The sequence below is a fragment of the Crenobacter sp. CS_VA4 genome, assembly GCF_055597485.1.
In genome coordinates, this window is record NZ_JBVMAE010000004.1 from 240,418 (window position 1) to 259,003 (window position 18,586).

Below are 18,586 nucleotides of genomic sequence, written 5' to 3' on the forward strand. Positions count from 1 at the left end.
CTATAAATTCGCCAATTGGAGAGTAACGATGAGCGACCGGCTCAGCGGCATCGCCGCCTTCGTGCAGGTGGTCGAATCGGGCAGTTTCGCGCAGGCAGCGCAGCGGCTGCACCTGACCCGCTCGGCCGTCGCCAAGAGCATCGCCCGACTCGAGGAGCGGCTCGGCGTGCGGTTGTTCCAGCGCACCACCCGCAGCCAGCGGCTGACCGACGACGGGCAGGCCTACTACGAGCGCTGCGTACGCGCACTGACCGAACTGGAACAGGCCGAGGCCGAGCTGGACGGTGGTCGGCACGCACCGGTCGGGCGGCTGAGGGTGAGCATGCCAGTGCTGTTCGGCCAACGTTGCGTCACGCCGATCCTGCTCGAACTGGCGCGCCGCTATCCGGAGCTGGAGCTGGAACTCGACTACAGCGATCGGCCGGTCGACCTGGTCGCCGACGGCATCGACCTGGTGATCCGCAGCGGCCCGCTCGCCGACAGCAGCGACCTGGTGGCACGCCGGCTCGGCACCCAGCGGATGATCGTCTGCGCCGCCCCGGCCTATCTCGCCGCCCACGGCCGCCCCGCCGAGCTGGCCGACCTGGCTGCACACCAGGCGGTGGTCTACTCCCGAGACGGCCGCCAAGGCGAATGGCGCTTCTACGATGCGGACGGCCGTTTACAGATCATCCCGGTCGCGAGCCGGCTGCGCTTCGGCGAACTATCGCCGATCGCCGAAGCGGCCGAAGCCGGCATGGGCATCGCCTGGCTACCCCATTGGCTGGCCGCCGACGCCTTGCGCGCCGGCCGACTCGAGCCGCTGCTGACGCAACTGCCGGCCTACGGCTTTGCCCTGCACGCACTGTGGCCGGCCAACCGCTACCTGCCGGCGCGGCTGCGGGTGGCGGTCGACGCGCTAATAGCCGGGCTGCCGCCTCTGCTGGAGGGAACCTCCAAAAACCTGCTGCGCAGCACGGATGCGTCGTTGGGCGGTCGGCGTGCGTATCTGTGATACGCCCAGCGATCGGAAATCCTCATGGACATTAAGTCCATTCCAGTTTCTGCGCTCCGTCCGCCTCGCCTGCGTGCCGCTCGCGACGGTTTTTAGAGGCTCCCTGGACCACACCACAGGCAATGCCGAATAAAAGCCCGGATAAAACCCGGCGAGCAGACGCAAAAAAGCCCGTGGAGTAATCCACGGGCTTTTTTATTATCCTGGCAGGCGGTACAGGGTTCGAACCTGTGACCCTCGGAATCAAAATCCGATGCTCTACCAACTGAGCTAACCACCACCAAACAAGGCGCGAACTATACCGATTCGATTTCGTGCTGACAAGCCCCTGCGGCGGGAAAAATAGGCCGTTTTAAACACAAAAAGCCTAAGTCGCTGTTTCGCCGTTATTTTGCTTATCGAAGGAATTAAGAAGAAGGAGCCCTCCCCCGGCTGATCGGCCCAAACCATTCAAACCGCAAGCACAAATGTTGGCCGAACCGCGCACCGTGCGCGGGGATCCACCCGCAACCTCCAGCGGGATCGCCCCTGGCGTTACACCAGATGGTCGGGCTCGCTGGCACAGCGGTTGCGCATCTCGATGCACAAGCCCTCGACGCTGTTGAGCTTGCCCGGCACGCACTCGAGCTTCTGGTCCAGCCCCTGCAGCTCGCGGTGCAACTCGCGCAGCGAGCCCTGCAGCGTCTCGATCCGCGTCATCAGCTGCAACACCAGCAGCAAGCCGATCGTGAAGCCGCCCGCCGCCAGCACGCCGAGCAGCGCCAGCCACATCGCCAGCCCGTTCAGGAACAGTACGGCCAGGATAAGGCCGAGCACGATGACCGAAAATACCTTTTGCATACAGATAGATACACCGCCGTTGATCGCCGGCGGATTCTAGCATGCGGTTACGTCCCGGCCCGCCGTAAGGCGACGAACTGCAGGGGAAAGTGAGCGCGGCGAGGCCGGCCAACCGCCGGTCAACATTGGCCGAACCGGCCGCGCGGCGGCACGCCGCCCTCCGCGGCGCCATGCAAAAAGCCAGCACCTCGGTGCTGGCTTTGGGAACGACTCGCGGGCGACAGCGCTCAGTTCAACGCCGCCTTGGCCGCCTCTTCGGCAGACAGGCCCTCGTAGAACTGGTCGGTAAACCACTCGGCCTGTTCCTCGATATGCTGCTGCGCCTCTTGGCGGGTCGCGCCGGCGGCGACCAGCAGCGCTTCCACCTCCTCGCACCACTGCAGCAGGGCGAGGGTATCCAGGTCCAGCGCTTTTTCTTTGGCCATGATTATTTCCGTAGTAGTGAGCTCGTGTTGATACCCTAGTGTACCCCCACCTTCGCCGCGTCGGTCACTCGGCCGGCTTGCCGCGCAGCCGCTTCACATCACTGCGTACCGCCTTGCTCTTCAGCCTGCGCAACTGCGAACCGCGGGTCGGCTTGGTGGCCTTGCGCGGTCGCTCGACCTCGCAAGCCCGGTCGATTAGCTCCTGCAGCCGCTGCAGCGCTTCCTGTTGATTGAGCTTCAGGCTGCGCGAGGTCTGCGCCTTGATGATCACCACCCCTGCCGACGAGATGCGCTGGTCGTTCAGCGCCAGCAACGCGTCCTTGACCGACTCGGGCAGCGACGACTTGGCGATATCGAAGCGCAGGTGCACCGCACAGGACACCTTGTTGACGTTCTGGCCACCGGCACCTTGCGCGCGAATCATGCTGAACTCGACGTCGCGTTCATCCAGCGTGATTTTGCCGTAGGGGGAATTCATTTCATCGGTCCTTAACGGGAGGCTCGTGCGAGTGCGCCAGAATGCACGCGCGGCGCCACCATACGCCGATCGGGCGCACTCCGCCAGCGTCACCGCAGCCGGGGTACTGGCGCCGCCAGCCGGCGGCGCCCTACTCGCTGGCTCGTAACTCAGCCAACGCCCCCTACGACGGGGTGAAACTGAACGCCGGAAAATCGCTTGCGCTACCGTTGGAAGGCACCGCCGTCCCCTTGAACTCGCTGTCGAGCAGGCCCGCGTAGGATTCGGACCACTGCTCCCACTGGCGCGCGAAAGACTGGCGCGCCGGATCGCCGGCGATGTTGTCCTTGTGCCATGCCGATGCGTTCCAAGCCTGCGGTGGGCTGTCGATGCCCCAGAACGCCGGGTTGGTCAGCACGCTCACCTGCAGGAAGCCGCCGCGCTGATAACGCGTCAATTGTGAGACCAACGCCGCGGTCGGAACCGGGAGACCGATAGCTTTTAAAGTCTGCCGTGTCGACGCTGCCAGGCTCAGCGAGCCGACCACATGGTTGACCAGCAGGCAGGTCTGCGTCCACGGGCTGCTGTCGAACGCATTGCGATACAGGGTATTCGTGCGCTTGCACGGTTCATCGCGCCACTCCACACCGGTGGCGAACTCCGCCGTACCGAGTACCTGCAACAGTGCGCGCAGTTTCCGGCCCTCGGTCTGCACGAACACCAGGGCCTCCTCCTTGAACTTCCTGCCGTCCTGCCGCCCGCCTTGGGCTCCCGCCGTTGTCCCTTCCCCCTTCTGGATCAACCGCCATGGGCCGGCGGGCAACACGATCTGCTTGGTCGCGCTACTGTCGCCGATGGCGACCACTCCGCTGTAGGCATCGCCCAGTCTGAGTTCCTCGTAGCGCGCCACCGTTTCAGCGTGACAGACGGTCGTCGCCATGCCCGCGGCCACTGCCAGGCAACGAAGATCAAACCATACTGGCTTCATGCTTTTCCTTATTGTGTGAACGTCATTGTGTGAACGTCGGCCCGGACGGCTGCCGGCTGGGTGACGAGACGCCAGACCCGGCACTGTCCGCGCATAGACTTAACGCGCAAATATCCATTCGGGATGACCTGCGAAGCACATTGATCAAGGAGGCGAGGTTGCGGTGGGCATTACCGCGAATGCGGAATCTCGAAGGCACCGTGGCTTTGGAAGCCTGGCTTACCGCAATTTGTCGAGGCTGGGCGGGAGAAACAAATGGGAAAAGCCCCTGCTTTTCGGCAAATTGCCATGAAGCAGGGGCTTTTCGTGTTCTGGCGGAGAGAGGGGGATTCGAACCCCCGTCAGGGTATTACCCTGAACACGCTTTCCAGGCGTGCGACTTAAACCACTCATCCATCTCTCCGGGACTCCGGCGGCAGTGCCGTCAGAGGCTGCGCAGTATAAAGGGGGCCTTCCGGCTTGGCAAGCGTCGGCACGGTTTTTTCATGAACGGCCTAATTTCCCGATGCCGGCGGGTACGCCGAATGCGCGGCCAGTTCGGCCAGATAACCCGCCGTCGCCGTGCGCTCGCGGGCAAGCCAGCGATCGATCGCGGCGCGGAACGACGGCTCGGCGATCCAGTGCGCCGACGCGGTGCGCACCGGATCGAAGCCGCGCGCCTGCTTGTGCTCACCCTGCGCGCCGCCTTCGAACACCGCCAGGCCCTTAGCGATCGCGTACTCGATCCCGGCGTAGTAACACAGCTCGAAATGCAGCAGCGGCACGTCGGCGAGCGCGCCCCAGTAACGGCCATACAGCGCGGTGCCGTCGCTGACGCACAGGCTGGTCGCCAGCGGCTCGCCGTCGCGCTCGGCGACGAACAGCACCAGTTGTTCGGCCATCGTCGCGCCGATGCGCCGGAAGAAATCCAGGTTCAGGTACGGGGTCGAGCGGTGTTCGTGGTAGGTGTTGACGTAGCCGCGGTGGAACAGCGCCCAGTCGGCGGCGCCGATCGCCGCGCCCTCCAGCACCCGCACCGTCACGCCGGCCTCGGCGACGCGGCGGCGCTCCTGGCGGATCTTCTTGCGCTTGTCGCGGTTGAGCGCGTCGAGGAAGTCGCCGAAGTCGCGGTAAGCCCGGTTCTGCCAGTGAAACTGCACGCCGTGACGGACCAGCCAGCCGCGTTCGGCCAACGTCGCCAGCTCCGCCGACAACGGAAACAGCACGTGCGCGCTCGACAGCCGGTGCTCGTGGACCAGTGTCTCGGCGGCCCCGGCGAGCAGGCCGGCGTTGCCGAGCAGCCGCGGCCCCTCGACCGGGGTGAACGGCACCGCGATCAGCAGCTTCGGGTAGTACGCCAAGCCGGCCCGCTCGAAGGCATCGGCCCAGGCCCAGTCGAACACGTACTCGCCGTACGAATGGCTCTTCAGGTAGGCCGGCGCCGCGGCCCGTAATTGCCCGCCACGCTCGGCCGCCAGCGGCAGCGGCTGCCAGCCGGTGTCGCCGCCGACCGCGCCGCTCGCCTCCAGCGCGTCCAACCAGGCGTGGCGGGTGAACGGCGTTTCAGCCCCGCCCAGCGCGTCCCACTGCGGGGCCGCAATCCCCGCGATCGTGTCACCGACAGCGACTTTCAAACCTGTCTCCTTTTTCGGGAATCGCCCGCATTTGCGGTAAAATCGCCTCATTCCCGAATTTTGATGGCTGCCTACAAGATGCGACTCGCGCTTGCCCAGTTCAACCCCATCGTCGGCGACATCGCCGGCAATACCCAGAAAATCCTCGCGCTGGCCCACCAGGCGATGGCCGCCGGCGCCGACGTGCTGGTAACGCCGGAGCTGGCACTGACCGGCTACAGCCCGGAAGACCTGCTGCTGCGCGACCACTTCTACCGCGCCTGCGCGCTGGCGATGGACGAGCTGTTGGAGCTGGACGGCATCACGCTGGTGGTCGGCCACCCGGTCAAGCTCGGCAACGAGTGCTTCAACGCCGCCACCGTGCTGCGCGATGGCAATAGACTCGGCCAGTATCACAAGATGCTGCTGCCGAACGACGAAGTGTTCGACGAGTGCCGCTACTTCACCCCGGGCGCCGCGCCGCTGGTGTTCGAGCAGAACGGCGTGAAGGTCGGCGTGCTGATCTGCGAGGACGTCTGGTCGATCGAGCCAGCCGCCGAAACCGCCGACGCCGGCGCCGAGGTGATCGTCGCGCTGAACGCGTCGCCGTTCCACCGCAACAAGATCGGGACCCGCCACGACATCGCCCGCTACCGGGTCGAGGAAACCGGCGTACCGCTCGCGTACGTCAACCTGACCGGCGGCCAGGACGAGCTGGTGTTCGACGGCGCCTCGTTCGCGCTCAACAAGGCCGGCGAGGTGGTCGCGCAGGCGGCCGCCTACGACGACGAGCTGCTGATCGTCGAGGTGGTCGACGGCGACATCCGGCCGGCCAAGCAGGCCACCCTGCCCGGCCCGGTCGAAAGCGTCTACCGCGCGCTGACCATCGGCGTGCGCGACTACATCGGCAAGAACGGCTTCCCGGGCGCTCTGTTGGGCCTGTCCGGCGGCATCGACTCGGCGCTGACGCTGGCGGTCGCGGTCGACGCGCTCGGCGCCGACCGGGTGCACGCGGTGATGATGCCGTCGCGCTACACCGCTGACATCAGCGTCGACGACTCCCGCGACATGGTGCAACGCCTCGAGGTGAAGTACGACGAGATCGCGATCTGGCCGATGTACGAGAGCTTCGTTTCCGCGCTGGCGCCGTCGTTCGCCGGCCTCGCCGAAGATGCCACCGAGGAGAACCTGCAGGCCCGGATCCGCGGCACCTTGCTGATGGCGTTGTCGAACAAGACCGGCAATCTGGTGCTGACCACCGGCAACAAGTCGGAAATGACCACCGGCTACTGCACGCTGTACGGCGACATGGCCGGCGGCTTCGCGGTGCTGAAGGACGTGGCCAAGACGCTGGTGGTGCAACTGTGCGAGTGGCGCAATAGCCAGAGCGAGATCATCCCGACCCGCATCATCACCCGCCCGCCGTCCGCCGAGCTGCGCCCGGACCAGAAAGACCAGGACAGCCTGCCGCCGTACGACGTGCTCGACGCGATCATGGCGCGCTACGTCGAGGGCAATATGTCGGCCGAAGAGATCATCGCCGACGGTTTCGCCGAGGCCGACGTGCGCCGCGTGGTGCGGCTGTTGAAGATCAACGAGTACAAGCGCCGCCAGGCGCCGGTCGGCCCGCGCATCACCCACCGCGGCTTCGGCAAGGACTGGCGCTACCCGATCACCAACAAGTTCAGCTGAACGGCACCGTTTCCGCTCTGACAAAAGGCCGCGCCGCTCGCGGCCTTTTGTTGTGCTGGCCAGCCGCCGGATGCCGCCAAGCCCGCGCGCCGGCCGGGCCGATTTTTCACGCCTCGCCCGGCACGGTAAGATAGCCCATTGCCTCCGGCGCCCTTCGGCCAGATGAGCCGGCCGGAAACCAAGCCGTTACAGCCTGGGTCGAAGCCCGGCAAACAGTTGTTTTTTTCGGCCTGCGCCTGATCTAGAAGGCCTCTGCCATTTACCGGAACGGCCCCTGCGGGCGGTTCCGCCAAGGGATAGTCATGAAAAAACTCGCGCTGACCCTGATCGCCGCCACGCTGGCGCTGCCGCTGTCGGCCAACGCCGCCGCGATCGCCCAGCTCAAGGCCTTCGTCGCCGGCAGCAAGACGCTGTCGGCCAGCTTCTCGCAAACCGTGTCGAACCAGGGCAAGACCGACAACGCCAGCGGCACGCTGGAAATCTCCCGCCCCGGCAAGTTCCGCTGGAGCTACACCAAGCCGTACGAACAGCTGATCGTCGGCGACGGCAAGCGGCTGTGGGTGTACGACAAGGAGCTGGCGCAGGTCACCACCCGGCCGCTCGACGCCGCGCTCGGCAGCAGCCCGGCGGCGCTGCTCGCCGGCAGCAACGCGATCGAACACGACTACCTGCTGCGCGAAGTCGGCCGCCAGGGCAACATCGAGTGGCTCGCCGCCAGCCCGAAGAAGACCGAGAACAGCTTCCAGGCGATCCGGATGGGCTTCGCCGACAACAACCTGGTGGCGATGGAGCTGACCGACAGCTTCGGCAACCTGACCAAGCTGTCGTTCAGCAATATGAAGAAGAACCCGGCAATCACCGCCGAGCACTTCAGCTTCGTCCCGCCCAAGGGCGCCGACGTGATGAGCGACCAGTAAAGCGATGAACGACCTGTTTGCCGCCGAGCCGAAAAAACCGTTGGCCGAAGCGCTGCGGCCCACCACGCTCGACGAGGTGATCGGCCAGCAGCACCTGATCGGCCCGGGCAAGCCGCTGCGCCTGGCGGTCGACGCCAAGACCCCGCACTCGATGATCCTGTGGGGGCCACCCGGCGTCGGCAAGACCACCCTCGCGCGCATCCTCGCGGGCAGCTTCGACGCCGAGTTCATCCCGCTGTCGGCGGTACTGTCCGGCGTCAAGGACATCCGCGACGCGGTCGAGCGCGCCCACGCCGCGCTGGTGCAGTCCGGCCGGCCGACCATCCTGTTCGTCGACGAGGTGCACCGCTTCAACAAGAGCCAGCAGGACGCCTTCCTGCCCTTCGTCGAGTCGGGGCTGTTCACCTTCATCGGCGCCACCACCGAAAACCCGTCATTCGAGGTCAACTCGGCGCTGCTGTCGCGCGCGCAGGTCTACGTGCTCAACGCCCTGAGCGACGCCGAGCTGCGCGACCTGCTCGGCCGGGTCACGGCGGGCGGTGCACTCGGCACACTGGAATTCGACGACGCGGCGGTCGACACGCTGATCGGCTACGCCGACGGCGACGCGCGGCGCTTCCTCAACCTGCTCGAGCAGACCCGCACCGCCGCGCTGGCGCGCAAGGTTGGCCGAATCGACGCCGCCTTCCTCGGCGAGGTGCTCACCGTCAACGCTCGCCGCTTCGACAAGGGCGGCGACGCGTTCTACGATCAGATCTCGGCGCTGCACAAGTCAGTACGCGGCTCCAACCCGGACGGCGCGCTGTACTGGCTGACCCGGATGCTCGACGGCGGCGCCGACCCGCGCTACCTGGCGCGCCGGCTGGTGCGGATGGCCTGGGAAGACATCGGCCTGGCCGACCCGCGCGCCGCCCGCGTGGCGCTCGACGCCGCCGACACCTACGAGCGGCTCGGCAGCCCCGAGGGCGAGCTGGCGCTCGGTCAGGCGGCGATCTATCTCGCGATCGCCGCCAAGAGCAATGCCGGCTACAAGGCGTATAATCAGGCCCGAGCCTTCGTGGCGCAGGACAAGTCGCGACCGGTGCCGGTGCATTTGCGCAATGCGCCGACCAAGCTGATGAAGGAACTCGGCTACGGTCACGACTACCGCTACGCCCACGACGAACCGCACGCCTACGCCGCCGGCGAGACCTACCTGCCGGACGGCCTCGAGGACGTGCGCTGGTACGAGCCGGTGCCGCGCGGCCTCGAGAGCAAGATCGCCGAGAAGCTCGCCTTCCTGCGCGAACTCGACGCCGACGCCGGCTCGCAACACGACGACTAAAACACACGATCAAGAACAACAGGATCCCGACACATGCTCGACATCCAACTGCTTCGCAGCGACATCGACACCGTCGCCGCCCGCCTGGCGGCGCGTGGCTATCAACTGGACAGCGACGCGTTCAGCGCGCTGGAAAACGAGCGCAAGGCGCTGCAGACCCGCATGCAGGAACTGCAGGCCAAGCGCAACGCCACCTCCAAGCAGATCGGCGAAGCCAAGCGCAAGGGCGAGGACGCCTCCGCGATCCTGGCCGAAGTGGCCACCCTCGGCGACGAACTGAAAGCCGCCGAGAACGCCTTCGAACTGGTGCAGGGCAAGCTCGACAGCTGGCTGATGAATATCCCCAACCTGCCGCACGAGTCGGTGCCGGTCGGCGACGATGAAAACGACAACGTCGAAGTGCGCCGCGTCGGTGTGCCGAAGAGCTTTGATTTCGAAGTGAAGGACCACGTCGACGTCGGCACCCCGCTCGGCCTCGACGCCGAAACCGGCGCCAAGCTGTCCGGCGCGCGCTTCACCGTGCTGCGCGGCGAGATCGCCCAGCTGCACCGCGCGCTCGCGCAGTTCATGCTCAACACCCACACCAACGAGCACGGCTACACCGAGATGTACACCCCGTACATCGTCAACGACAGCGCGCTGTTCGGTACCGGCCAGTTGCCGAAGTTTGCCGAAGACATGTTCAAGGTGACCCGCGGCGGCGAAGAAGGCACCGTCGACCAGTACCTGATTTCCACCTCGGAAATCACCATGACCAACACCGTCGGCAACAGCGTACTGAAGCTCGACGAGCTACCAGTGAAGCTGACTGCACACTCGCCGTGCTTCCGTTCCGAGGCCGGCTCCCACGGCCGCGACACCCGCGGCCTGATCCGCCAGCACCAGTTCGACAAGGTCGAGATGGTGCGCATCGAGCATCCGGACAACTCGTTCACTGCTCTCGAGGAAATGGTCGGCCACGCCGAAAACATCCTCAAGGCGCTGGAGCTGCCGTACCGGGTGGTGACGCTATGCACCGGCGACATGGGCTTCGGCTCGACCAAGACCTACGACCTGGAAGTGTGGCTGCCGGCGCAGAACACCTACCGCGAGATATCGAGCTGCTCGAACATGGGCGACTTCCAAGCCCGCCGGATGATGGCGCGCTTCAAGGACGAGGACGGCAAGAACCGTTACGTACACACGTTGAACGGCTCCGGCCTGGCGGTCGGTCGCACGCTGGTGGCGGTGCTGGAAAACTACCAGAACGCCGATGGCACGGTGACCGTGCCGGCGGTGCTGCGTCCCTACCTGGGCGGCAAGGAAAAGATCGGCGGCTGATCGCCGCGGTTCGGCCAACCTTCGAGCTTGGCCGAAGCACAAAAGGCGCGACCTTCCGGTGGCGCCTTTTTTCATGCCGGCCGCAAAAAAGGCGACCACTCGGGTCGCCTTTCAGAGGGCTGGTCCGGCCTGCCGCGAAGCGCTCGGCCGAACCAGCGCGGACGGTCAACCCTCTTTTTCGTCGTCTTTCTCGTCGTCTTTCTCGTCGTCCTTCTTGTCGTCCTTCTTGTCGCCGGTCGTCGGGTAGGCGGGAAAGCCGAAACCGGTGAACAGCTGCTTGGCCTGCTCCTGCATCCGGGTCTGCATATCGAGATAGAGCTGGGTGCTCTGGTCGAGGTAGTTCGACATCATGTTCTGCATCGCCGGCCCCTGGTAGTTGAGGAACTCGGACCACATCTTGGCGTTGAACATGCCGTTGTCGCCGTAGATCGCGTGGCTCTGTTCCTGCATCTTTTGTTGCAGCTGCGAGAAGAGCTGCAGATTCTTTTCCAGGAACGGCCCCATCATGCCCTGCATCGCTTGGCCGTAGAAGCGGATGAACTGGGTCAGCACTTCGTAGCTGAACATCGGGCTACCGCCGTTCTCTTCCTCGAGGATGATCTGCAGCAACACGCCGCGGGTAATGTCGTCTTTGCTCTTGGCATCAATCACCTGGATTGCCACCTGATCGAGCACAAGCTGCTTCACATCCCCCAGCGTGATGTACGAACTCGTCGCCGTATCGTACAACCGACGGTTCGGGTATTTTTTGATAATCCTCTTCTCCACACTCATCTAACGCTCCCGTTTTTATCGTGTGCTGCATCGTTGCGAATTTATCACAGGATCAAACCCGCTAGAGCAAAACTTCTAGGTAGCACGCGGATTGCGTGCTAGATTGTTTGCTCATTGTGCACCGCGCAATGACATACAAATTTAAGACCACCCGCCAACTTACCACGTGAGGGTCCAACAGAATGACTGCCACCAATGAATCCCTGAGCAAGCTGTCTCTGAGCGGTATCGAGTCGGCGCTGCGTTTTGCCCAGATCTCGCTGGAAGGGACCGAACGCCTGGTCCGTCTGAACATCGAACTGTCCAAGCAACTGCTCGAAGAAAACGTTGCCCACGCTCGCGAGCTGGCCAACATCAAGGATCCGCAACAGGCGCTCAACCACCTGAATAAGGTCGCCGGCCAGTCGGTCGAACAGGCCGTCAGCAACTCGCGTCAAGCCTACGACATCGTGTCGCAAACGCACGGCGAATTCACCAAGCTGGCCGAAAGCCATCTGGACGAGCTGAACAAAACGCTGAGCAGCAGCCTCGACAGCTTCGCCAAGCAGGCCCCGGCCGGCTCGGAAGTGGTGGTCAACGGCATCAAGTCGGCGCTCGCCTCGGCCACCGCCGCCGCCAGCAGCGTCAGCAATACCGCCAAGCAGGTCAGCGAGTTGGCCGAAGCCAACCTGCGCGCCGCCGGCAACGCCACCAGCGAAGCGGTGAAGTCGACCCGCCGCGCCAACGGCGCCGCCTGAGCCCTAACGCTCCACACCCAGAGACGGCCCCTCCACGAGGGGCCGTTTTTTTGGCCTCGTGGCCAAGCGGGAGTAGAATTCAGATTCTTGAAGACAGATCCAGCAGGTTGACCCGCATGAAAATCAGCAGCCACTTTGACGCCGGCAGTATCGAGGTTGCCTCCCTCGAGCGCTTCGACGATATCCAGCTCAATATCCGCAAGGACAATGCTTCCGATTTCGCGCAGTGGTTCTACTTCCGGCTGCAAGGCGCCGCTTACCAATATTGCCAGATGAAGTTCCTCAACGCCGGCCAGTGTGCCTATCCCACCGGCTGGCAGGACTACCAGGCGATGGCGTCGTACGACCGGATCAACTGGTTCCGCGTGCCGACCCACTACGACGGCCAGGTGATGACCATCGAGCACACCCCGCTCGCCAACAGCATCTACTACGCCTACTTCGAGCCGTACTCGAACGAACAGCACCTTAACCTGATCGGCCAGGCGCAGGGCTCCGGCCTCTGCCAGGTCACTGACCTCGGCTCCAGCATCCAGGACCGCGACATCAACCTGCTGACCATCGGCCACGAAGTCGAATCCGACCTGAAGGTCTGGATCATCGCCCGCCAGCACCCGGGCGAGACGATGTCCGAATGGTTCATCGAAGGCCTGCTGTCGCGTCTCCTCGATCCGCAAGACCCGACCTCGCGCGCCCTGCTCGACCGCGCCACCTTCTACATCGTGCCGAACATGAACCCGGATGGTTCGATACTCGGCAACCTGCGCACCAACGCCGCCGGCGCCAACCTGAACCGCGAATGGCTGAACCCGACCGCCGAACGCAGCCCGGAAGTACTGGCCGTGCGCAACAAGATGCACGAGACCGGCGTCGACCTGTTCCTCGACATCCACGGTGACGAGGGCCTGCCGTACGTGTTCGTCGCCGGCAACGAAGGCATCCCGAACTACTCGCCGCGCCTGGCCGAACTGGAAGAGTGCTTCAAGCACCACCTGCTGCTGGCCAGCCCGGACTTCCAGGACGAGCATGGCTACGCCAAGAAAGAGGCCGGCCAGGCCGACCTGTCGATGGCCACCGCCTACGTCGGCAACCAGTTCGACTGCCTGGCCTACACGCTGGAGATGCCGTTCAAGGACAACGCCAACCTGCCCGACGACGATTATGGCTGGAGCGGCCAACGCAGCCTGCGCCTCGGCGAGGCCGTGCTCAGCCCGATCTACGCGGTGCTGAACCAGCTGCGCTGAGCACTCCGGAACTCCGTCGACTGAAAAGCTGGCTTCGGCCAGCTTTTTTTATGACCCGGTGCGCGGCGCTTACGCACCATCCGGCAAGCTGTCCAACGATTGGGTCAGCGCGACCTCGGCGAGGCACCAGTCACTGCCGCTCCCCAGCACTCCCTGCAGCGTCACCGGAAACAGCTTGCCGCGCGCGCTCAGATAGCACTGCCGCTGCGGTGCGTAGCTTGCCAATGGCAGCAACAGCGCGTGCACCCGGCGCCCGGCGTGCCGGCAAGGCAGGAACAGCGCGATCTCGCCGTCTTGCCAGTACCATTCGGCCCCCAGTCCCTCCGCCCCCGCTCCGGCCAGCGCCCGGATCGAAGCGGCGACCACTTGCGATGACAGCCGCTCGGCGCCTAGAAACAAGTTGTCACGGCCCTGCCGCTTCAGCCGCCTCACCAGCGCCAGGCCCCAGTTCCCGGCTTGCGGACGGCGAAATGCAAACAACCCTCCCAACGCCACCCACTCGTTACCGGCCACGGGCAAGGTCACGCCCACCCCGCTATCGCTCACGTCCTGCACGAGCCAACGCGACGGAACAGCCTCCCCCGGCGGAATCGCCGGCTCCGCTGCCGGTTCCTCCTGCAGATGCTGCGCCACCGCCTCGGCGATCCGGTCGCGGCGTCGCGACGAGACGAAGCCATAGACCCTGACCGCCGCCGCCTCCGGCACTGCCGTGCCGTTCTGACGCACTTCCGGCGCCGCCCCATCACCCTCCTGCCGCAACAGCCGATGTATCGCCGGCAAACGATGCTCCACCTCGATTTCCTGCCCCGTCACCGCCACCCGTCGCGCCCGCTCGACCCGACTAGGCTGCGGGGCCCACTCCCGGCTCAACAACCGCAGGAAGGGGCCATCCTGCCCCATCCGCAACAGCCCTGCCAATTCGGCCGGCAAGGAACCCGTCTCCAAGCCCACCAGCCAACCGTGCAGCGTCGCCGTCAGGGTTGCAGTGTCCAGGTAGCGCCATGCCCCCTCTTCCGCGGCCGAAGCCGCCACCACACGGCGCGCCGGCCCGACATCGGATAGCGCCAGCGCAAATCCCCCTTCCGTGGGCGTGCCACTCAGCACAACGCGAGGCGACAGTCGCGGCAGCAGGGCATGCGCCAGCACCACCTGCCGCTGGCTCAGATTGCCCGCGCGAGCAACCCCAATAGCTGCGTCGCGATGAACAGATCCTGGATGGTCGTCGATACCGCCTCGAACAACTCAACCGGCTGCGTTTCGATACGCCACAACTCGGCCTGCGCATAGAGCGTTTTCACCCGCCGCCAGAAGGCCGCCGCCGGAGTGCCGTGACCGATCAGCGTCCAACACAATTGCTCGTTCAGATAATAGAGCTGCGCCGCGATCAGCCGCGGCCGCTGGCCGGACCACTCGCCCCCCGCCCGATCGGCTCCGGCAATCGCCGCGAACCGGTCATATGCCGCGAGGAACGCCTGCCCGTACGCCGCCAAGCGTCGCCTCAGTTCGCGTTCGGCCGACCTCGGCAAGCGCCCAAGCGCCAGGTACCGGCTCATCAGACGCTCCTGCTCGCTCTGCGTCAGCCGATTGAGCGTCAACACCGCATCCAGTTGGCCGAGCGCAGGCGGCATCGCTGCCTCATTCACACCATTGAAGCCGGCCAGCAACGCCAGCAACTGCTCGTGCACGCCCGCCCCATGGTCCGCGACTTGCCGCTGCACCCACGCCGCGGCCGCCTCACGGTTAGCAAAAGGATCCAGCGGCCGATCGGATGATGAAGAAGACGAGAACAGTCTCAGTAGCATCGTTAAGTACCAAGGCGAATACCCATGCAGCGCCACCGAATAAACGGCAACAACCGACAAGATGGCATTCTCCGCGCAAGCGAGATTCAAACGCCATGATAATGACATGCAAAAGTCCGTCCCGCGCGACAATTCCTCCACGACAAAAACAAACCCCACCGGGACAACACGGCGGGGTTGGTGATGGCGGATGCGGAGAAGCTTAAACGGCCAGATCTTCCAGGGTTTTACCCGCATCCAGATGCTGCTGAACCCAAACAGGCTTACGGCCACGACCGGTCCAGGTCATCGAAGCATCATCAGGGTTGCGATATTTGGCTTCAACCGGCTTACGCACGCCCTGCGTCTTGCCGAGTACATCCTCGATGGTCAAACCATACGTCTTGGCCAGTTCAACGATCTGGCGTTTTGCCTTGGCTTTTTCTTCCGATTCACGTGACTTGATTTCACGCTCCACATCGGCCTTCAACGCAACCAGTTGAGCATAATCCAGCTGAGAGATATCCATTTGTTTCCCCTGATAAAAGAACCTACTATTGCAATTTAGCCAACTTCGTTTACAAAGGTCAAGCTCATATTATTATTGCAACGCCTGTTCTGACTCCAGTGGATAGGGCAAGGTCATTTGCTGCAATGCCAATAGCGGACGATCTTTGACAAAGACCCCGCCCTCCCAGCAATTCGATTGCACCACGACCAACGCCTCCCAACTCCTCTCGCCGGCCTGCGCCACATTGACCACCATACCGATCGCCTGGTCACCCATCGTGGGGCTGATCAATTCATCACCGCAGGCAATGCCCTCCGACACAGCGACCCGGTAAAGGCGGCGCTTCAGCTTGCCCAGATATTGGGTGCGCGCCACAATTTCCTGTCCCGGGTAACACCCTTTTTTGAAACTGACCGCGCCAATCAGTTCCATATTCGCCATCTGAGCGACGAATGCCTCGCTGGTTGCCTTAACAATCCAGGGAATCCCGGCCCGGATATCCAGCAAGCGCCAAGGCTGCGAACCAATCAGCGGTGCGACGTCAAGCAGGCCGTCTGCTGCGGTCGTATCGACCCCGGATTGCGCCCACAACAACGCACCGCTCGGCAAACGCAGCAGAATGCCATCATCGGCTGCCACCGCCTGATGTGCTTCATTCGGAATAGCACCGAAATGCGCGCGAGCCTGTGCCTCGGCCGCCTGCCCGATCAGGCCGATTAACGTCCACTCGGCTGTTACCAGCTCCGCCTTGACCTTGGCACGCATGATGAACATCGACAGGCGCTTGTGTAGCGCTTCTGCCAGGTCACGCGCCAGCATCAGGTAATACGCCCCCCGGTACTGCCATACCAGAACGTTCGCCTGCATCCGCCCCTTGGCGGTGGAATAGGTACTGTACTGGCTATGCTCAGGCGTCACCTCGCGCAGATCACTGGACAGCTGTCCCTGCAGGAAAGCCAAGGTGTCCTCGCCCTGCAGGCGGATTAGCGACCATTCGGTCAATGGAGCAAATCCCTGCCCCATCGCGATCGCCTCTCGCTGCGCCACCTCATCGGCGACGCGCAGCACGCCGGATTCATCCAGCTCCGCTCCATGCTCTGTCGCCCACTGTTGCCACTTCTGATCCATCTTTACCCCTTTAATCCCCGATACCGAAGCAGGCCTCATCCAGCCCCCTCCTAAGCCCTAATACATAGGGACAAGTCCGACATTTATCAACAGAAAAAACCCTTTATCGGCAACGATTTACCATTTAGAGCCGATTAATGCCCGACATCCCCTGAAAAATTTTGAAACAAAGCATTGACAGCCCATAGCGCTATCCGTATAGTACGCAACTCATCGATTCCCCGATAGCTCAGTCGGTAGAGCGACGGACTGTTAATCCGCAGGTCCCAGGTTCGAGCCCTGGTCGGGGAGCCAAATTCGACGCCGTGAACAATTTTGTTCACGGCGTTTTCCGTTTTACGGTCCCGGCAACTCTCGTCTCGATGCCGCCCATCTCCGTTCGCACGGATCGCCAACAACAGGCCGCCACTCATCGCGCGCTTCGACCAAACAAAAAAGGTTGGCCGAACCAGCGCTCGACCAACCTCTTTCACCCACACTGCATTACCGCTAGATCAGCACCCAACCGGTTTGTCGTTGCAAAATGGCCAGCGGGGCCCGCTCTGGCCGCGCCATGCCTGCCGCTGGCAAGAAGAACGTCTGCTCCAGCATGAATTGCCCCGACATGACCGCATGCGACGTCTGATCGGAAAAACAGACCCAGCCCGCCCCAGGCGGAAACGGCACCGTCTGCTGACCGCAATCGCGCTGATACGTCAGATCGGCCTTCATCGCATCGTGCAGCTTCAGCATGATGTGATCGTAGGCACTGCGTCGCTGCTTGGTGATTTTTAGCACCGCGAGCAGTGCCGCCGAACCCAGCCACTGTCGAGGCAGCTGCGGCAGAAAATGGGCCGCCACCGCGTCGAATGGCTCGCCAACCCGCCAGACCCGCGGCACACCCGCCGGATTGATGTTCATGAAGACCCGCAGAATTCGCTCACCGTAATTCGGCCGAGACGGAAAAGCATCGACGTGCAGCCGGCTATCGTCTTTGCGCCAGGAGCTTTTCCGTGTTTCCACCCGGTGCAGACGCAAGCTGGTCGGCGCCGCACGCAAATGCCCGCGATACTCGGGAAACAGATTATCGATTAGCTCGCTAGCCGCCTCGAAATAACGCTGGATCAGTCCACGCACTGCCGCCTGGGCCGCCACATCGCCCACTACACCGTGCAAGGCGCCACCAACCGGATCGAGGCTGATATTCTTGCGCTTCGGATCTGCGATAGCGGGATCCAGCCAGCGCAGCTCATCCGACTGCAAGGCGTAAGGGAAAGAAGGAAAAAGCAGCACCTTACCCTCTTCCACCCCCGCCAACAGCAATTCCCTCGCCGGCATATAGCCCTTCTCTGCCAGCGCCACCTCTATTACCTGATTCTCGAAACTCATCCCTGTACTCGCAACGATTCCAGTTGTATGGCCGCGATGCCCGCATCGGCTGCCCAACCAAAGGATGCCCTTATCTACACGAAAAGGCAAAAACTATCCCCATGGTGACCACCCTACATAGAACCTATCTCGCCAACTTAATGCCAACAGCAAGCACCAGTGACGTCACCGAACCCAATCAGAACTAGATCGCTCACACGCCCTAAGCCGGCAAGGTGGCGAACAGGCTCGCAATCAACCTGGCCTAGAAAGAACGCCACTGGCGGCGGACGGAGCCTCTCTTGGCAGAAGGGCCGATGGGGCCGTGCTCTAAAGAGATAATCATGGGTTCGTGCACGGGGCAGTGGTGGCGCGCCAAAGCACAAAGCCCCAGCTCGGCTGAGCTGGGGCTTTGGGTGCTCGGGAACCGGGGTTCCGAAGCGAATGGGGAGTCTGGCGGTGACCTACTTTCACATGGCGAATGCCACACTATCATCGGCGCAGAGGCGTTTCAC

General features: G+C 63.6%; 18 protein-coding genes and 2 tRNA genes. 8 read left to right on the plus strand and 12 right to left on the minus strand.

Annotated features, from left to right (window positions below; genetic code table 11):
* Nucleotides 1-28: 28 nt before the first annotated feature.
* On the plus strand, nucleotides 29-994 hold the full coding sequence (locus ACZ2IA_RS05930; RefSeq protein ID WP_470291651.1) for a LysR family transcriptional regulator: 966 nt from the start codon (nucleotides 29-31) through the stop codon (nucleotides 992-994).
* A gap of 534 nt (nucleotides 995-1,528) precedes the next feature.
* On the opposite strand, the gene ACZ2IA_RS05935 is transcribed toward ACZ2IA_RS05930, so the two are convergent.
* From ACZ2IA_RS05935 to ACZ2IA_RS05960, 6 genes are all read right to left on the minus strand, one after another.
* Nucleotides 1,529-1,834, minus strand: a complete 306-nt coding sequence (locus ACZ2IA_RS05935) for a hypothetical protein (protein WP_470291652.1) — start codon at nucleotides 1,832-1,834, stop codon at nucleotides 1,529-1,531.
* 227 nt (nucleotides 1,835-2,061) lie between these two features.
* Complete coding sequence (locus ACZ2IA_RS05940) at nucleotides 2,062-2,259, minus strand: hypothetical protein (RefSeq protein ID WP_470291653.1); 198 nt, start codon at nucleotides 2,257-2,259, stop codon at nucleotides 2,062-2,064.
* 64 nt (nucleotides 2,260-2,323) lie between these two features.
* Nucleotides 2,324-2,737, minus strand: a complete 414-nt coding sequence (arfB, locus tag ACZ2IA_RS05945; protein WP_470291654.1) for an alternative ribosome rescue aminoacyl-tRNA hydrolase ArfB — start codon at nucleotides 2,735-2,737, stop codon at nucleotides 2,324-2,326.
* A gap of 163 nt (nucleotides 2,738-2,900) precedes the next feature.
* Entirely contained in the window at nucleotides 2,901-3,704 is an 804-nt protein-coding gene (locus ACZ2IA_RS05950; RefSeq protein ID WP_470291655.1) for a hypothetical protein, read from the minus strand.
* Nucleotides 3,705-4,016: 312 nt separating this feature from the next.
* Nucleotides 4,017-4,107 (minus strand) — tRNA-Ser (locus tag ACZ2IA_RS05955).
* A gap of 91 nt (nucleotides 4,108-4,198) precedes the next feature.
* Nucleotides 4,199-5,317 (minus strand): GNAT family N-acetyltransferase, encoded by a 1,119-nt coding sequence (locus ACZ2IA_RS05960; protein WP_470291656.1) that lies wholly within the window; start codon nucleotides 5,315-5,317, stop codon nucleotides 4,199-4,201.
* Nucleotides 5,318-5,380: 63 nt separating this feature from the next.
* Between ACZ2IA_RS05960 and ACZ2IA_RS05965 the strand changes: the two genes are divergently transcribed.
* From ACZ2IA_RS05965 to serS, 4 genes are all read left to right on the plus strand, one after another.
* A complete protein-coding gene (locus tag ACZ2IA_RS05965) occupies nucleotides 5,381-6,988 on the plus strand; it encodes an NAD+ synthase (RefSeq protein WP_470291657.1) in 1,608 nt (535 codons plus the stop codon).
* 302 nt (nucleotides 6,989-7,290) lie between these two features.
* The gene (gene lolA, locus ACZ2IA_RS05970; RefSeq protein ID WP_470291658.1) at nucleotides 7,291-7,905 is read left to right on the plus strand and encodes an outer membrane lipoprotein periplasmic chaperone LolA; all 615 of its coding nucleotides are present in this window, start codon (nucleotides 7,291-7,293) and stop codon (nucleotides 7,903-7,905) included.
* 4 nt (nucleotides 7,906-7,909) lie between these two features.
* Nucleotides 7,910-9,229: a replication-associated recombination protein A gene (locus tag ACZ2IA_RS05975; protein ID WP_470291659.1), complete on the plus strand. Its 1,320-nt coding sequence runs from the start codon at nucleotides 7,910-7,912 to the stop codon at nucleotides 9,227-9,229.
* A 33-nt stretch (nucleotides 9,230-9,262) separates the two neighbouring features.
* Nucleotides 9,263-10,549, plus strand: a complete 1,287-nt coding sequence (gene serS, locus ACZ2IA_RS05980; protein WP_470291660.1) for a serine--tRNA ligase — start codon at nucleotides 9,263-9,265, stop codon at nucleotides 10,547-10,549.
* Nucleotides 10,550-10,714: 165 nt separating this feature from the next.
* Here serS and phaR read toward each other — a convergent pair whose 3' ends face one another.
* A complete protein-coding gene (gene phaR / locus ACZ2IA_RS05985; protein ID WP_470291661.1) occupies nucleotides 10,715-11,323 on the minus strand; it encodes a polyhydroxyalkanoate synthesis repressor PhaR in 609 nt (202 codons plus the stop codon).
* A gap of 182 nt (nucleotides 11,324-11,505) precedes the next feature.
* On the opposite strand from phaR, the gene ACZ2IA_RS05990 reads away from it, so the two are divergent.
* Both ACZ2IA_RS05990 and ACZ2IA_RS05995 read left to right on the plus strand, forming a co-directional pair.
* Complete coding sequence (locus ACZ2IA_RS05990; RefSeq protein ID WP_470291662.1) at nucleotides 11,506-12,060, plus strand: phasin family protein; 555 nt, start codon at nucleotides 11,506-11,508, stop codon at nucleotides 12,058-12,060.
* A 116-nt stretch (nucleotides 12,061-12,176) separates the two neighbouring features.
* Complete coding sequence (locus ACZ2IA_RS05995; protein WP_470291663.1) at nucleotides 12,177-13,304, plus strand: M14 family metallopeptidase; 1,128 nt, start codon at nucleotides 12,177-12,179, stop codon at nucleotides 13,302-13,304.
* A 69-nt stretch (nucleotides 13,305-13,373) separates the two neighbouring features.
* Here ACZ2IA_RS05995 and ACZ2IA_RS06000 read toward each other — a convergent pair whose 3' ends face one another.
* From ACZ2IA_RS06000 to ygfZ, 4 genes are all read right to left on the minus strand, one after another.
* Nucleotides 13,374-14,453 carry a hypothetical protein gene (locus ACZ2IA_RS06000; RefSeq protein ID WP_470291664.1) on the minus strand — a complete coding sequence of 360 codons (1,080 nt, stop codon included), beginning with the start codon at nucleotides 14,451-14,453 and terminating at the stop codon, nucleotides 13,374-13,376.
* Between the two features lie 11 nt (nucleotides 14,454-14,464).
* Nucleotides 14,465-15,343: a cyclic-di-GMP receptor FimW-related protein gene (locus ACZ2IA_RS06005; protein WP_470291665.1), complete on the minus strand. Its 879-nt coding sequence runs from the start codon at nucleotides 15,341-15,343 to the stop codon at nucleotides 14,465-14,467.
* A complete protein-coding gene (locus tag ACZ2IA_RS06010; protein ID WP_470291666.1) occupies nucleotides 15,309-15,614 on the minus strand; it encodes an H-NS histone family protein in 306 nt (101 codons plus the stop codon). Before ACZ2IA_RS06010 ends, ACZ2IA_RS06005 begins: the two co-directional genes overlap by 35 nt.
* Nucleotides 15,615-15,686: 72 nt before the next feature.
* A complete protein-coding gene (gene ygfZ / locus ACZ2IA_RS06015) occupies nucleotides 15,687-16,724 on the minus strand; it encodes a CAF17-like 4Fe-4S cluster assembly/insertion protein YgfZ (RefSeq protein ID WP_470291667.1) in 1,038 nt (345 codons plus the stop codon).
* A gap of 218 nt (nucleotides 16,725-16,942) precedes the next feature.
* On the opposite strand from ygfZ, the gene ACZ2IA_RS06020 reads away from it, so the two are divergent.
* Nucleotides 16,943-17,018, plus strand: a tRNA-Asn gene (locus tag ACZ2IA_RS06020).
* A gap of 195 nt (nucleotides 17,019-17,213) precedes the next feature.
* Here ACZ2IA_RS06020 and kdoO read toward each other — a convergent pair.
* The gene (gene kdoO, locus ACZ2IA_RS06025) at nucleotides 17,214-18,092 is read right to left on the minus strand and encodes a Kdo hydroxylase KdoO (protein WP_470291668.1); all 879 of its coding nucleotides are present in this window, start codon (nucleotides 18,090-18,092) and stop codon (nucleotides 17,214-17,216) included.
* Nucleotides 18,093-18,586: the final 494 nt, after the last annotated feature.